Source organism: Streptococcus sp. M143, assembly GCF_000162495.1.
Taxonomy (GTDB): Bacteria; Bacillota; Bacilli; order Lactobacillales; family Streptococcaceae; genus Streptococcus; species Streptococcus dentisani.
In genome coordinates this window covers 390,905-405,579 of sequence record NZ_GG730097.1, presented here as the reverse complement: position 1 = coordinate 405,579, position 14,675 = coordinate 390,905, and the positions used below count along the sequence as shown (strand labels likewise).

14 protein-coding genes, 1 tRNA gene and 1 riboswitch are annotated in these 14,675 nt (G+C 41.3%); of the genes, 5 read left to right on the top strand and 10 right to left on the bottom strand.

Features of this window, described 5'->3' with window-relative positions; genetic code table 11:
- Genes HMPREF0850_RS08625 through HMPREF0850_RS08610 form a run of 4 tightly spaced genes read right to left on the bottom strand, consistent with a single transcriptional unit; the run spans position 1 to position 3,089 of the window.
- Positions 1-603, bottom strand: coding sequence for an L-threonylcarbamoyladenylate synthase (locus HMPREF0850_RS08625; RefSeq protein WP_000969282.1), 603 nt, complete (start codon positions 601-603; stop codon positions 1-3).
- Positions 587-1,423 (bottom strand): peptide chain release factor N(5)-glutamine methyltransferase, encoded by an 837-nt coding sequence (prmC, locus tag HMPREF0850_RS08620; RefSeq protein WP_000761873.1) that lies wholly within the window; start codon positions 1,421-1,423, stop codon positions 587-589. Before prmC ends, HMPREF0850_RS08625 begins: the two co-directional genes overlap by 17 nt.
- A complete protein-coding gene (gene prfA, locus HMPREF0850_RS08615; protein WP_001028811.1) occupies positions 1,423-2,502 on the bottom strand; it encodes a peptide chain release factor 1 in 1,080 nt (359 codons plus the stop codon). The genes prmC and prfA overlap by 1 nt, the downstream gene beginning before the upstream one ends.
- Complete coding sequence (locus tag HMPREF0850_RS08610; RefSeq protein WP_000068120.1) at positions 2,499-3,089, bottom strand: thymidine kinase; 591 nt, start codon at positions 3,087-3,089, stop codon at positions 2,499-2,501. The genes prfA and HMPREF0850_RS08610 overlap by 4 nt, the downstream gene beginning before the upstream one ends.
- A 122-nt stretch (positions 3,090-3,211) precedes the next feature.
- Between HMPREF0850_RS08610 and HMPREF0850_RS08605 the strand changes: the two genes are divergently transcribed.
- Together HMPREF0850_RS08605 and mnmE are read left to right on the top strand one after the other, a co-directional pair.
- Positions 3,212-3,394 carry a 4-oxalocrotonate tautomerase gene (locus HMPREF0850_RS08605; RefSeq protein ID WP_001117394.1) on the top strand — a complete coding sequence of 61 codons (183 nt, stop codon included), beginning with the start codon at positions 3,212-3,214 and terminating at the stop codon, positions 3,392-3,394.
- A 134-nt stretch (positions 3,395-3,528) separates the two neighbouring features.
- On the top strand, positions 3,529-4,902 hold the full coding sequence (gene mnmE / locus HMPREF0850_RS08600; RefSeq protein WP_000632774.1) for a tRNA uridine-5-carboxymethylaminomethyl(34) synthesis GTPase MnmE: 1,374 nt from the start codon (positions 3,529-3,531) through the stop codon (positions 4,900-4,902).
- Positions 4,903-4,944: 42 nt separating this feature from the next.
- On the opposite strand, the gene dapA is transcribed toward mnmE, so the two are convergent.
- From dapA to HMPREF0850_RS08580, 4 genes are all read right to left on the bottom strand, one after another.
- Entirely contained in the window at positions 4,945-5,880 is a 936-nt protein-coding gene (dapA, locus tag HMPREF0850_RS08595) for a 4-hydroxy-tetrahydrodipicolinate synthase (protein ID WP_000121599.1), read from the bottom strand.
- 51 nt (positions 5,881-5,931) lie between these two features.
- The gene (locus tag HMPREF0850_RS08590; RefSeq protein WP_000542484.1) at positions 5,932-7,008 is read right to left on the bottom strand and encodes an aspartate-semialdehyde dehydrogenase; all 1,077 of its coding nucleotides are present in this window, start codon (positions 7,006-7,008) and stop codon (positions 5,932-5,934) included.
- A 357-nt stretch (positions 7,009-7,365) separates the two neighbouring features.
- A tRNA-Thr gene (locus HMPREF0850_RS08585) sits at positions 7,366-7,438 on the bottom strand.
- A 105-nt stretch (positions 7,439-7,543) separates the two neighbouring features.
- Positions 7,544-8,053, bottom strand: a complete 510-nt coding sequence (locus HMPREF0850_RS08580) for a QueT transporter family protein (protein ID WP_000793851.1) — start codon at positions 8,051-8,053, stop codon at positions 7,544-7,546.
- A riboswitch (PreQ1 riboswitch) is annotated at positions 8,051-8,147 on the bottom strand. Its footprint overlaps the gene before it by 3 nt.
- 28 nt (positions 8,148-8,175) lie before the next feature.
- Between HMPREF0850_RS08580 and HMPREF0850_RS08575 the strand changes: the two genes are divergently transcribed.
- Both HMPREF0850_RS08575 and mscL read left to right on the top strand, forming a co-directional pair.
- A complete protein-coding gene (locus tag HMPREF0850_RS08575) occupies positions 8,176-8,607 on the top strand; it encodes a GtrA family protein (protein WP_000737531.1) in 432 nt (143 codons plus the stop codon).
- Positions 8,608-8,691: 84 nt separating this feature from the next.
- Positions 8,692-9,072 (top strand): large conductance mechanosensitive channel protein MscL, encoded by a 381-nt coding sequence (gene mscL, locus HMPREF0850_RS08570; RefSeq protein WP_009013975.1) that lies wholly within the window; start codon positions 8,692-8,694, stop codon positions 9,070-9,072.
- Between the two features lie 43 nt (positions 9,073-9,115).
- Here the strand turns inward: mscL and hemH are convergent, their stop codons facing one another.
- The gene (hemH, locus tag HMPREF0850_RS08565; RefSeq protein WP_000709266.1) at positions 9,116-10,210 is read right to left on the bottom strand and encodes a ferrochelatase; all 1,095 of its coding nucleotides are present in this window, start codon (positions 10,208-10,210) and stop codon (positions 9,116-9,118) included.
- 152 nt (positions 10,211-10,362) lie between these two features.
- Here hemH and pepT point away from each other — a divergent pair, with 152 nt between their 5' ends.
- Positions 10,363-11,586 (top strand): peptidase T, encoded by a 1,224-nt coding sequence (gene pepT, locus HMPREF0850_RS08560; RefSeq protein ID WP_000121372.1) that lies wholly within the window; start codon positions 10,363-10,365, stop codon positions 11,584-11,586.
- A 36-nt stretch (positions 11,587-11,622) separates the two neighbouring features.
- Here the strand turns inward: pepT and HMPREF0850_RS08555 are convergent, their stop codons facing one another.
- Positions 11,623-14,670: a pneumococcal-type histidine triad protein gene (locus HMPREF0850_RS08555; RefSeq protein ID WP_000694271.1), complete on the bottom strand. Its 3,048-nt coding sequence runs from the start codon at positions 14,668-14,670 to the stop codon at positions 11,623-11,625.
- Positions 14,671-14,675: the final 5 nt, after the last annotated feature.

The following is a 14,675-nucleotide window of genomic DNA, read 5'->3' as shown; positions in this document are numbered from 1 at the left end:
TCATTCCTCCTCAAAAGAAATCTCTGGCAACCGAGCAAGTATATCTTCTCGTTTAATTGCCCCTTGGCGTAAGATTTTCACCTTGTCTCCAGACAAATCCAAAATAGTCGAATCCTGTCCAGTTAGAAAAGCGTCGTCCTCCAGACCCAGAACCTCTTGGTCAAAATCCTCTAGAATTTGAGCAAAGGTCACTCCACTAGCCTGACCTGAAATATTGGCAGACGGCCCAATCAAAGGACCTGTCTCTTGAATCAAATCAAGTGTAATGGGGTGACTCGGCATCCGAAATCCCACCGTTGCAAGACCAGAGTTGACCCAATAGGGGACTCTGTCATTGGCTTCGAGGATAATGGTCAAGGGACCTGGTAAAAAGGTCTCTACAAGCTTTTGTAGATAAGTTGGCTGATTCTTTGAAAAGTGCAAGATGTCCTCTAGATAAGCGACATTAAGATTGAGCGCCTTGTCTCTAGGACGACGTTTGAGTTGGTAAACATGGTCGACAGCTTTTTCATCTAAGGCCTTAGCAAAGAGGCCATAAACTGTCTCAGTTGGTAGAACAACAGCTCCGCCCTTTTCCAACTCTTGTCTAATCCTGTCCATCATCAACTACAACCATCCTATCTTGACCAAACTGGTCCTTGAGTGTTCGTACTCGTTTTTCAGGAAGATGTTTCCTAAAAAGCGCAGGAACACTTTGACCTTGCTTGTATCCAATTTCAAGGTAAATCTTACCTCCATCTGTGAGAAAGTCTTTTGCATCTTCCGCAATTCTGCGGTAAATAGCTAGGCCATCCTCATCTGCAAAGAGAGCTAGATGAGGTTCCGAATGCAAAACATTCAAACCGACCTCTGACTCATCTTCACGAGAGATATAGGGTGGATTGGATACAATTATATCATATTTTTCAGAAATTTCTGCAAAACAATCAGATTTTTTAAAAAATATCTGGAAATTCTGAACTTTAGCGTTTTCAGTTGCCAAATCTAGTGCATCCTGTGAAATATCAACTGCTGTCACTGACCAGTCTGGACGATTCTTTGCTAAAGCAAGGGCGATGGCACCACTTCCCGTACCGATATCCAAGACCTTAAGATTTTCATCAGAATTTTCAGCCAGGATGAGCTCAACCAACTCCTCTGTCTCTGGACGAGGAATCAAAACCCGCTCATCTACTTTTAACTGCATTCCAAAGAAATCTGCCTGTCCAATGATGTACTGGGCAGGTTTATGAGCTGCTAATTGCTGGAAAATTTCTTCTACAAATTGTTTTTCTTCTTCTGTTACCTCTTGCTGAAGGGCAAAGACAAAGTCTGTGAAAGAGAGATTTTTTAGGCTACGATAGACAAAAGAGAGGCTTTCTGCTTCCTCTCCTTGTCTTATCAACTCTTCTTCAAAATCTGAAAATAATTGAGCTAATTTCATTATTTGTTTAATTCTTCTAATTTTTGTGTTTGGTCATAGAGCACCAAGGCATCTACAACTTCGTCCAATTTTCCAGATAAGATAGTATCCAGTTTTTGGAGGGTTAAGCCAATACGGTGGTCTGTGACACGGTTTTGTGGGAAATTGTAAGTACGGATTCGTTCTGAACGGTCACCAGTACCGATGGTTGACTTACGCTCAGCGTCTTGTTCATCCTGAGCAATCTGCGCAAAATGATCAGCAACACGCGCACGGATGATTTTCATGGCCTTCTCACGGTTCTTCTGCTGGGTACGTTCTTCCTGCATCTCAACCTTGATATTGGTTGGCAAGTGAACGATACGAACGGCTGTCGCAACCTTGTTGACGTTCTGTCCACCAGCACCAGATGCGTGATAGATATCAACACGAAGGTCTTTTGGATCAATATCGTATTCCACTTCTTCTACTTCAGGCATGACAAGGACAGTTGCAGTCGATGTATGAACACGACCTTGGCTTTCTGTCACAGGGACACGTTGCACACGATGGGCACCTGATTCATACTTAAGTTTAGAGTAAACGGATTGACCAGAAACCATGGCAACCACTTCTTTGAAACCACCAACACCGTTCATAGAAGCTTCCATGACTTCAAAGCGCCAGCCTTGGGCTTCCGCATACTTTTGGTACATGGTTAGAAGGTCTCCAGCGAAAAGCGCTGCTTCGTCACCTCCTGCTGCTCCACGGATTTCAAGGATAATATTTTTGTCATCGTTTGGATCTTTTGGAAGGAGCAAGATTTTCAGTTTTTCTTCATACTCTTCTTTTTCAGACTTGGCATCTTTGAGTTCTTGCTTCGCCATTTCTTCCAAGTCCGCATCTCCGCCAGACTCTTTAATCATTTCCTCAGCATCAATGATATTCTGAAGGACCTGTTTGTATTCACGGTAGGCTGTTACCGTGTCACGAGTAGAAGCCTCTTCTTTTGAAAGCTCCATGAAACGTTTAGTATCTGAGACCACATCAGGGTCACTCAGCAACTCTCCTAATTCTTCATAACGGTCTTCTACAGCTTGTAGTTGATCATAGATGTTCATTTTTCTTCATTCTCCTTATTAATTTCAGGCGCAAAATAATGTTTACGGCAAACCGAGATATAGGTTTCATTTCCACCGATTTGGATCTGCTCACCATCATAAACGGGCAGTCCATCCTGAGTTCGTAATACCATGGTCGCCTTTTTCTTGCAATACTGACAAATGGTCTTGATTTCGTCAATCTTGTCTGCTAAGAGCAAAAGGTGTTTGGAACCTTCGAACAGTTCATTGCGAAAATCATTCTTCAAACCGAATGCCATGACGGGTATGTCTAATTCGTCCACAACACGAGCTAGGTCGTAAACATGGTGACGCTTGAGAAACTGGGCCTCGTCGACCAAAACACAGTAAGGTTTTTCAGCTAAATCTCGGATATAGCCGAAGATATCCGTCGTCTCCTCAATCGCAATGGCTGGGCGTTTCATGCCAATCCTACTAGATACATAGCCGACACCGTCACGCGTATCCAGAGCCGAAGTCATAATCACAACTCCCTTTCCTTGCTCCTCATAGTTATAGGCCACCTTGAGAATCTCAATCGTCTTACCAGAGTTCATAGTCCCATAACGATAATACAACTGTGCCATGCTTTTATTTTACGTCCATTTCTAAATTTTTGCTACATTCTAGTATATCATAATTTTCTAAAGCTTTAAACGGCAAAATGTGGTAAAATAGAAGAAATCAAAAACTAGTGGAGGAAGCTATTATGCCATTTGTACGCATCGATTTATTTGAAGGACGCACGCTTGATCAAAAGAAAGCTCTTGCTAAGGAAGTAACGGAAGCTGTTGTTCGTAATACTGGAGCCCCCCAATCTGCTGTCCATGTCATCATCAACGACATGCCAGAAGGAACTTACTTTCCTCAAGGGGAAATGCGCACCAAATAAACTAGCTTAAGCAGAATTGCTTAGGCTTTTTAAGTCTTAGAGTAGCATCCATTGAAGAAATGGTTTAAATTTGTTACAATTTGAAGAGATGCTTGGATACCATATCCTATAAAAGAAATACAAAAGGAATTAGTATGATTACACGTGAATTTGATACCATCGTTGCCATCTCTACTCCACTAGGTGAAGGAGCCATTGGGATTGTCCGCTTGAGCGGAACTGACAGTTTTGCCATTGCGCAAAAAATTTTTAAAGGAAAAGACTTAAGCAAGGTTGCTAGCCATACTCTCAACTACGGTCACATTGTTGACCCTCAAACTGGTAAAGTCATGGACGAGGTTATGGTTGGAGCTATGAAGTCTCCAAAAACCTTCACTCGTGAGGATATTATCGAGATTAACACCCACGGTGGGATTGCGGTGACTAACGAAATTCTCCAGTTAGCCATTCGTGAAGGAGCTCGATTGGCAGAACCTGGTGAATTTACCAAGCGCGCCTTTTTAAACGGTCGTGTGGATTTAACGCAAGCTGAGGCGGTAATGGACATCATCCGCGCTAAGACTGACAAGGCCATGAATATTGCAGTCAAACAATTGGACGGTTCTCTTTCTGACCTCATTAATAATACTCGCCAAGAAATCCTCAATACGCTTGCCCAAGTAGAGGTCAATATCGACTATCCTGAGTATGATGATGTTGAAGAAGCCACTACTGCAGTCGTCCGTGAGAAAACTATGGAGTTTGAGCAATTGCTAACCAATCTCCTTAGGACAGCCCGACGTGGCAAAATCCTTCGTGAGGGAATTTCAACTGCCATCATCGGACGCCCCAACGTTGGAAAATCCAGCCTCCTAAACAATCTCCTACGTGAGGACAAGGCTATCGTAACTGACATCGCTGGTACGACACGCGATGTCATCGAAGAATACGTCAATATCAATGGTGTTCCTCTTAAATTGATTGATACAGCTGGTATCCGGGAAACAGATGATATCGTGGAGCAAATCGGTGTTGAGCGTTCGAAAAAAGCCCTCAAGGAAGCTGACTTGGTTCTACTGGTGCTAAATGCCAGCGAACAACTAACCGCCCAAGATCGTCAACTCTTAGAAATCAGTCAGGATACCAACCGCATTATTCTGCTTAATAAAACTGATCTTCCTGAAGCGATTGAAACTTCGGAACTTCCTGAAGATGTTATCCGTATTTCAGTCCTTAAAAACCAAAACATCGATAAGATCGAAGAGCGTATTAACGATCTCTTCTTTGAAAATGCTGGTTTGGTTGAGCAAGATGCCACTTACTTGTCAAATGCCCGTCATATTTCCTTGATTAAAAAGGCCGTTGAAAGCCTACAAGCAGTTAATGAAGGTCTTGAACTAGGGATGCCAGTTGATTTGCTTCAAGTTGACTTGACCCGTACTTGGGAAATTCTCGGAGAAATCACTGGAGATGCTGCTCCAGATGAACTCATTACCCAACTCTTTAGCCAATTCTGTTTAGGAAAATAAGAAAAATCCATGATCGTTCGGTCATGGATTTTATTGTCTTTATTAGTAATCTGGTCTTAAGACTCCTGTTACGGTTGCCTTAGTCGCTTCATAGTCGCCATCTACGACAACCTTGATAATGCGTTTGGCATCTTCTTCTGGTGCTGGAACGAGAGGTAGACGAGTTGGTCCAGCTTCAAATCCCATATAGTTAAGGACTGCCTTAACTGGAGCAGGACTTGGATAAGAGAAGAGGGCGTTGACCTTAGGAATGAATTTACGTTGAATAGCTGCCGCTTTTTTCATATCGCTTTCTGCAATAGCAGTCAACATCTCGTGCATTTCGTCCCCATTTGTATGAGAGGCAACAGAAATAACCCCGTCCGCACCAAGGTTCATGGCATGGAAAGCATCTCCGTCCTCACCAGTATAGACCAAGAACTCTTCTGGCTTGTGTTCAATCAAGTAAGCCATATTAGCCAGACTAGTACATTCTTTGACCCCAATGATATTTGGATGGTCAGCCAAACGAAGCATGGTTTCTGGAGTCAATTCGACAACTACACGCCCTGGAATGTTATAGATAATAATTGGTAAGTCAGAAGCATCTGCAATTGCCTTAAAGTGCTGGTACATGCCTTCTTGAGAAGGTTTGTTATAGTATGGTACGATAGCAAGTCCAGCAGCAAAACCACCAAATTCTGCTACTTCTTTGACAAACTCGATAGAGTCTCGCGTATCATTGGTACCCACACCCGCAATCAAAGGAACCCGTCCCTTGACCACTTTTTGTACAGCAGTAAAAATCTCCAACTCCTCATCGTGAGTCAAGGTTGGACTTTCAGCTGTAGTTCCAGCTAGCAAAATACCATCTGTATGGTGGGCCAACAAATGCTCTATAAGAGCTGGAATAGCATCAAAGTTGATGGAGCCATCTTCATGGAAAGGAGTGATGAAGGCAGTGATGATTTTACACTCTTTTAGATCTTGGTAAGACATGAGAAACACCTCTCTATTTCAAAGAAGGAGTTCATTCGAACTCCTAAACCATTATTTCAATTCAAATTTCAGCTCAGCTGTTGGACGGACCAAACCACGCTCATGAAGCGTTTCTGCGATCTGTACAGAGTTCCAAGCAGCACCTTTGAGGAGGTTATCTGAAACAACCCACATGTGAATTCCTTTTTTAGCATCCAAGTCTTTACGGATACGACCAACAAAGGTATCACGTGAACCTACTGCATTGATGGCTTGTGGATAGATTTGATGAGCTACATCATCTTCAAGAACAGCACCTGGGAAGGCTGAAATAGCTGCTTTCACTTCTTCGATTGGAGCCACTTCTTTTGTTTCGATGTAAACAGACTCAGAGTGAGCTGATAAGACTGGAATACGCACACATGTTGCAGATACTGCAATGCTGTCATCTTCCATGATTTTCTTAGTTTCCTTAGTCATCTTCATCTCTTCGTATGTGTAATCATTGTCAGTGAAGACATCGATTTGTGGAAGTGCGTTGAAGGCGATAGGATAGTGTTTTTTGTCACCACCTGAAGGCAAGATTTCCGCATGCAAATCACGTGGGTTTACACCATCATTCAAGACTTCACGAAGTTCCCGTTGTGTTTCAAGAATCGCTCCCATACCAGCACCTGAAACAGCTTGATAAGTTGATACGATAATACGATCCAAACCCCATTTTTGACGAACAGGTTCAAGGGCCACCATCATTTGGATAGTTGAACAGTTAGGGCAGGCAATAATCCCGTTGTGGGCATCAAGTGCATGAGCGTTTACTTCTGGAACAACCAATGGCACATCTGGATTTTGACGGAAATAAGATGTATTATCCACCACTACCGCTCCAGCTTTAACGGCGTATGGTGCATACTTAGCTGATGTCGAACCACCTGCTGAAAAGAGTGCAATATCAACACCATCAAAAGCTGTCTCAGTTGTTTCTTCAATCGTAATATCTTGGTCTTTAAATTTCAAAGTTTTGCCTGCTGAACGTGCAGAAGCAAGGTAACGGATTTTGTCGATTGGAAGTGTTGATTCTTCCAACATTTTTATCATCTGAGCTCCGACAGCACCTGTCGCGCCGACTACAGCAACTGTATATCCCATAAATAACCTCTTTCGGAATTTTCTAAAAATTTCTATAATAGATGTATTATACTACTTTTTCCAGAAATTGAAAAGCATTTTTGGGTTCTATTTTCTGAAAATTAAAAATCCCTAGTCATTGACTAGGGACTAAGAGGCATCTTCATGTGATGAGCAGGTTCACACAACTCATCAAGGTCCGCTCCTGCGTTATGACCTCCTTATGCTCAATAGCAGTCCGAAGACTACCTATCGACTCATCGCACCTACTATTCTACTAGATAGAGTCACTTTTGTCAATAGCCAAAACTCTTTAGCTTCATTTCCACAGAAGTATAAGAAAAACCTTGGTCTCCCAAGGTCATTTTGTTTCTATCATGCTAATTGCCGGGATTGAACCGGCGACCTCATCCTTACCATGGATGCGCTCTGCCAACTGAGCTAAATCAGCTTACCTAAAAAGTATACTATAGTTCTATGTTCTTGTCAAGCGCTCTCTTTTAATTTTATGGAATGAAAAAAGCTAGATTTGGCAAGTATCTAGCTTATAGACTTCTTATTTTGTTAGATCGATTCGCTGTCCCAGTTTATTGATCAAAATCGCACCTACGATAAGTGATGCAAACTCACCAATTCCAGTAGAGAACCATGTAAAGAAGAATGGAGCCTCTGCAACGATATGAAGTTCAGCTGCAATGGTAATCATTGAAATGGAGAAGAGGATTGAAAAGAAGAAATGATCTTTACGAATCAAACCATTGAACAAATAGTCATTTTTGTATTTGCTAAAGAGCCATACACCTAGACTTAGGAAAACTAGGGTAGAACCTCCACCGACAAAGACATCTATTAGACCAAAGCTAAAGAAATTAGCAATCATACATCCAATCGTCACACCGATGATGTATTTAGGATTGTAGAAGGCCAAAAAATTCATCATCTCAGAAATACGGAACTGGTAAGCACCGTAGCTAATGGCATTCAGCGGTGGGGTGATGGTCAAAACCACATAGATAGCAGCAACGATAGCAATATATGCCATGTCACGAACAGTTAGATTTTTCATGTTTTCTCCTTTAGCGGTTTCCCGCGTGAAATATGCTTGGTGAAAGAAGCTAAGCACCAAGGGTTGAGTGAATCAACCTTACCAGTATAGCACATTATATGAATTTATGCTATACTAAAATCATGAAAAAACTAGTAAAAACTTTCTTTGATAATGAAATCCTCTCCTATCTATTTTTTGGTGGTGCTACTACTCTGGTCTCAATTTTATCACGTTTGGTTATTTACCGTATTAGCCACCAAGAAATCCTAGCAACCATACTCGCAAACATTATCGGTATTCTCTTTGCCTTTATCACCAATGACACTGTTGTCTTTAAACAAGAGAGAAAGAATTGGCCAATTCGCCTAGTTAAATTTTTCTTAGCACGTCTTTCCACACTTGGTCTTGACGTTCTTTTAACTTATATCTTTGTTACATCTTATCCCGATATTATCGGGCAGTTTGTCAACGATCAACTAGATCAGGTCAATGCCATCGAAACGCTAATTGCTCAGGTTTTGATTATCATTCTTAACTATATTTTTAGTAAAGTATACGTTTTTTATAAATGAAATAGGTATCAGTAAGCATTAAGGTTGCAATATTTAGGTATTTCAGGTACAATTGAGATTAGTTTTTGAAAGGATTTTATGAAAATGTTAAAAGATCTTAAAGAATTTTTGCTTCGTGGTAATGTCGTTGACCTCGCTGTCGGTGTGATCATTGCCTCTGCTTTTGGTGCTATCGTTACTTCACTTGTAAATGATATCATCACTCCACTTATCTTGAATCCAGCCTTGAAAGCAGCAAATGTTGAGCGTATCGCTGAACTTTCATGGAATGGTGTTGGATATGGTAGCTTCTTGAGCGCTGTCATCAACTTTTTAGTGATTGGTACTGTTCTTTTCTTCGTTATTAAAGCTGTTGAAAAAGCTCAAAACCTTACTAAGAAAGAAGAGCCAGTTGAAGATACACCTGCTGCTCCAACTGAACTAGAAGTTCTTCAAGAAATCAAAGCTCTTCTTGAGAAAAAATAAGACAAATAAAAAGGATCTAGCTTCATGCTAAATCCTTTTTTCTTTAGTCTTTCGGCAATTTACCAGCCTTTTCTAGCATTTTTTTAATTAAGTAAGGCATCTTTACATTTTCACGGCCTTTTTTCTCAATGAGTTTTTTGACAAATTCTGGCATCTGAAGGTCGTCTGTCTCCTCCATGATGTCCTTGGTGGTTGCTGAAGGTGCTAACTCATCAAAGGTTTCTTCTTCTGGGAGAAAAGCTTTAAATTCTTTGTGTTCATTGGCTCTTACAGCAGCAACTAAAGCGTCAATTAAACGGCTATCCGTATTGGGCATAGGTGGTCGATGGTAGGTGACACCTAATTCTTGACACAACTCATAACATTCCACATCATTATCGAACAAGACTTCGATGTGCTCACTGATAAAACTAATCGGGACAAAAATATAATGCTCGGGATGTTGCTTTTGTTCTCGCAAATATTCTAAGACATCTGGCTTGATCCAAGGGATTCCAATATCACTCTCGCTCTGCCAAGTGTTGGTATACTGATCTGCGGTTAGACTGAGTTGCTCTGCTATCAACTTGCTATTATCAAAAATCTGATCGATATAAGGATCTCCAAAGTCTAAGGCAAAAATTGGAACACTATGGGCTGAGAAGATTACCTTAAAGGACTCTTCTCCCACATCGTTCCGTAAAATTTTGCTAATCTCATCTGTCCAAAAATTCAGCAAAGACTGTTGTTGATACCAGTCCTTAATGACTAAAAATCGGATCTGCTGGCTTTCCAAAAACTTTTCATACCCCATGACTGAGTAAAAAGAATAATGAGGTTCCAAAATCAAGCAGATACATTCTTCAACACCATCAGCTTCCATCTGCTTGATTACATCAGGAATAAAGGGGCGAGAAAATTTGTTGGCAAAGTAGATGCCATACTCTTCTCCTAACCGTTCCTTGACTAAACTGACCTCCTCACGTGTAATCCTCTGAAGCGGTGTTCCACCTATACGAACATAGTTGTCATAGAGAGTCTGAATCTCGTGATCTTGGGGTCTGATTCCACGACGAATATTGGTAAAAAAATCCGCCACACTCTCAAAGGTAATCTCTTCTGGCGAACCGAATGTCATCATTAAAATTGCTTTTTTCATTGATATGTCCTTGTGATGTTTTTTTCAATTACCATTCTACCACGAAATATATAATAAATAAACGCTTTCATTCATTTTATTTTTATTTACTTCTCTTTGTCTTTCTCTCCATTCTATGATACAATGAAAAAAATGATATTAAAGGAGTTTTTATGTCTTATCCGAACCTTTTGGAACGTTTTCTGACCTACGTCAAGGTCAACACGCGTTCTGATGAACACTCTACTACTACTCCAAGTACGCAAAGTCAGGTAGATTTTGCGACCAATGTTCTTATTCCTGAAATGAAACGTGTCGGTCTGCAAAATGTTTACTACCTCCCAAATGGTTTTGCTATTGGAACTTTACCAGCAAACGATCCAAGCTTGACACGCAAGATTGGCTTCATCTCCCACATGGATACAGCTGACTTTAATGCTGAAGGAGTTAATCCGCAAGTCATCGAAAATTACGATGGTGGAGCTATCGACTTAGGTGATTCTGGTTTTAAACTCGATCCTGCTGATTTCAAAAGCCTTGAGAAATATCCAGGCCAAACCCTTATCACAACTGATGGCACGACCTTGCTGGGTGCTGATGACAAATCAGGGATTGCTGAGATTATGACTGCTATTGAATATCTGACTGCTCATCCCGAAATCAAACATTGTGAAATTCGAGTTGGTTTTGGACCAGATGAAGAAATTGGTGTTGGAGCTAACAAGTTTGATGCAGAAGATTTTGACGTTGATTTTGCTTACACTGTTGATGGTGGCCCACTAGGTGAACTTCAGTACGAAACTTTCTCAGCAGCAGCTGCTGAACTCCATTTTCAAGGGCGCAATGTTCACCCTGGTACTGCTAAAGATCAAATGGTCAATGCCCTTCAGTTAGCAATTGATTTTCATAATCAACTTCCTGAGAATGACCGACCTGAGTTGACAGATGGTTACCAAGGTTTCTATCATCTTATGGATGTGTCAGGTAGTGTCGAGGAGGCGCGTGCAAGCTACATCATTCGTGACTTTGAAAAGGATGCCTTTGAATCTCGTAAGGAAGCCATGCAAGAGATTGCTGACAAAATGAATCAAGAGCTTGGGGATGATCGAGTGACCTTGACTCTGACAGACCAGTACTACAATATGAAAGAAGTCATCGAGAAAGATATGACGCCCGTTACCATTGCCAAAGCTGTTATGGAAGATCTAGGTATCACGCCTATTATCGAACCAATTCGCGGTGGGACTGATGGGTCTAAGATTTCCTTTATGGGAATTCCAACTCCTAATATCTTTGCTGGTGGTGAAAACATGCATGGACGTTTTGAATACGTCAGCCTTCAGACCATGGAGCGTGCAGTGGATACCATCATTGGTATTGTAGCCTATAAAGACTAAAAAAGACGAGGTAGCTTAGCTACTTCGCCTTTCTTTTTATTCCTTTGGTTGAGCACTTGACTCAGACTCACTTTGCGCTTGCTTTTCTGTTGTTTGAGAAGCAACTGTTTCACTGTCTTTCTCAGACTTAGATTGGCTAGCAGTTTCACTTGCTTTTGAACGGAGTCCCTGGTTCAAGCTAATGATTTCTTTAGCTAGGGTGAGGAGAGCTTCTTTATCACTGCTTTTGGCTGCAAGTTGATCAAATAGGGCATCAACACGTTCAAAGTCAGCATCGGATCCTTTGTTATCCTCTAAGTACTTGTGAAGAGAGAGCAAGACATTATAGAGTTTTTGATAGATGATCACCGTTTGCGGATCTTGTTCTGCTTCTTTTTCCTCTCGTTGGATAGTCGCTGCAATACGATTTAAAAGATCCTCAAGTTGTGTTTTAGCTTCGTCAAGGTCTGCATTTTCCTTTTCAGTAGCCGCTTTGATATTAGCTGCTTCTTCAGCTAGGGATTGTTTGACACCATCTTCTTTGACACGCGCTAGGAGTTGGGCAGCTTTTGTTAGAAGAGCATCCACTTCTTCCTTCTTAACATGGCTAATCCGCTCTTCTGGCATAAAATCACCGTAGAGTTCTTTTAGGAATTCATAGATGGCTGTCTTAACAGTTTGACTATCCACTTTTTCTGTATCCAGAATGGTTTTACCAGCTTTTGTAGAAACGGGTTCTTCTTTAAGAGCTTCTTCAACTTCTAGCTTAGTTTGGTAAATAGTTGGGAATAACTTGTTCAAGTCGGTCGCTTTGAGGAAAGATTGGGACTGGTAAAGTTCCCATGTCAACTTAGCAACACGGTTCCGAAGTTCTTCTCTCAAACGACCATCAGATACATGTTCATAGAAATACTTGATGTACTCTACTGTTGTAACCCCTGTCCGATCTCGGAAATCTTGCAAGGCCTGAAGTTTCGCTTCAATAGCAGCCAACTCTGTCTCATCTTGTGCTAGCTTAGCTTCCTGCAAATGTACCAAAAGATCCTTCTTAGGCAAACCATAAGTATCTGTATCCAGTGTATTGATCTTATCTACAAGGGCTTGGTATTTCTTGTCCAAAGGTGATGTTTCAACTGGAGACACACTTTGATCCACATGGATATATTGCTTATCAAAGAGTTCCAAGGCTACTAGGTATCCAGCAGTTGAGTTGGTCGCCAGTTTTTTCATGTTCTCGGCAAATTGACCCAAAGCAAGTTCAACACGTCTCTGCATGATAGGTTGGTCTTTGTAGAGACTTCTGCTATCTGCTAAAAGTTGATCCACTTTAGATAGAACAGTTTGTTCATCAAATGCTCCAGGTTGATAGGTCGATTGTAGGGCTGGAATCTTGTTTTTCAAAGCTACTTCATAGCCCTTAGTTTGAACTTTGATGTAGTGATTGTGATCACCATGAGGAATCACAAAACTACCACTTTCTACCTGTAAACTATAAGGAGACACCCCATCACGTAGGGCAGTCGTATAAAGTTCATTTAGGAAATCCAGTTCTGGGTTCCCAGTTTGGAGAGGAATACGAACATGTTCTTTTCGAACAGCATAGGGATGGATATGGGTTGGATCATAGGCTTGATCTGGATTTCCAAAGACAAAGAATCCATTTGAAATACGAATCGCTTCAAGCGGAACCCCGTAGGTCTGTGAGATATACTTGATTTTTTCTTCATCGCTAGCATCTCTTGAGAAACTTTCTACAGTCTTGGCAAGTGGTTGAACCGGCTCAGACTGATGATTTTCTTTCAAGTGATCTTGGGCAGCTTTGATTTGAGCTGCAGTCAAGTCCTTCTTAAAGAAATAATGAGCGTGATCTCCATGAGAAACTACAAACCCTTTCTCATCTTCACTAATAACACGGTCAGCTGCAAAACCATGATCATGTTCTTCACCGTGATGGTGGTCATGCTCCTCTCCATCATGGTCTTCATGGTTGGTATCCTGACTTGTATGGTCACCGTCTTGGTCATGATGATGGCTTTGCTGATCAGGATGTTCTACGGGTTTGCTTGGTTTTTCCAAAGGTGCTGGTTGCCCACTGTCGCTAGCAAGAGGAATCATACGAGCAATCTTTTCTTCCAAAGCAGAAAGCTTTGTATATGGAATGAAATGATAGTGATTTCCATGAGGAATCGCTACGCCACTTGGAGTTCTGTTTGAAATCTTAGTAGGGTCAAAAATCAAGCCATCCGATTCTGCATAACGTTGGTTACTTGGAAGTGCATAGAGTTGCTGCAATAGACTCTGCAAGCTCTCTTCTGGTTTGCTTGGTGTTTTAGATTGTTGACTAGTATTAGTGGTTTGACTGGTTCCATTTTGGCTTGGACGATAGTCAGTCACACTTGGCTGTTTTCTAGTTCCAGAGAGGTAGGCTTGGGCAGCTGCTAATTCGCTAGCAGACAAGGAACTCTTAGGTATGTAGTGGTAATGTCCACCGTGAGGAACGATATAAGCATCACCAGTATCCTCTATAATATCAGATGGATTAAAGATGTATCCATCATCGGTAGTATAGCGTCCTTGTGATCGTGCAAGTGACACTGCACTGTTAGAAGTTGGTGCATCGTGAGTATGACCTTGTTTTTGGCGTTCAATTTCGTCCTTCGTACGAACGTTATCAGCATGTGTCGCATCCTTAAGGTAAACATAATACTTACCATCCACCTTGATAATGTAGCCACCTTTGATTTCGTTGACAATGTCAGCATCTTTGAGTTGATAATTGGCATCTTTCATCAACAGTTCTTCGCTGAAAATCGCGTCAAAAGGAACTTTACCATTGTAATAATGGAAATGATCACCGTGTGAAGTCACATAACCTTGATCGGTAATTTTCACAACAATTTGTTCTGCCTGAATATCTTCTTTTTTGCTAACTTGATCTGGTGTCTGAGTCTCTGTTTTTTGAGAGTCTTTCTTCCCATCGATGTAAGACACATGGTTATTATCTTTGTTTCCTTCCACATGGTGTTGGTTCAATGCATAGATGCAAAAGCTTAGGGAAAGGACAAGAGCCGATCCTGCCGCAAGATACTTTTTCTTAATTTTCATAATCT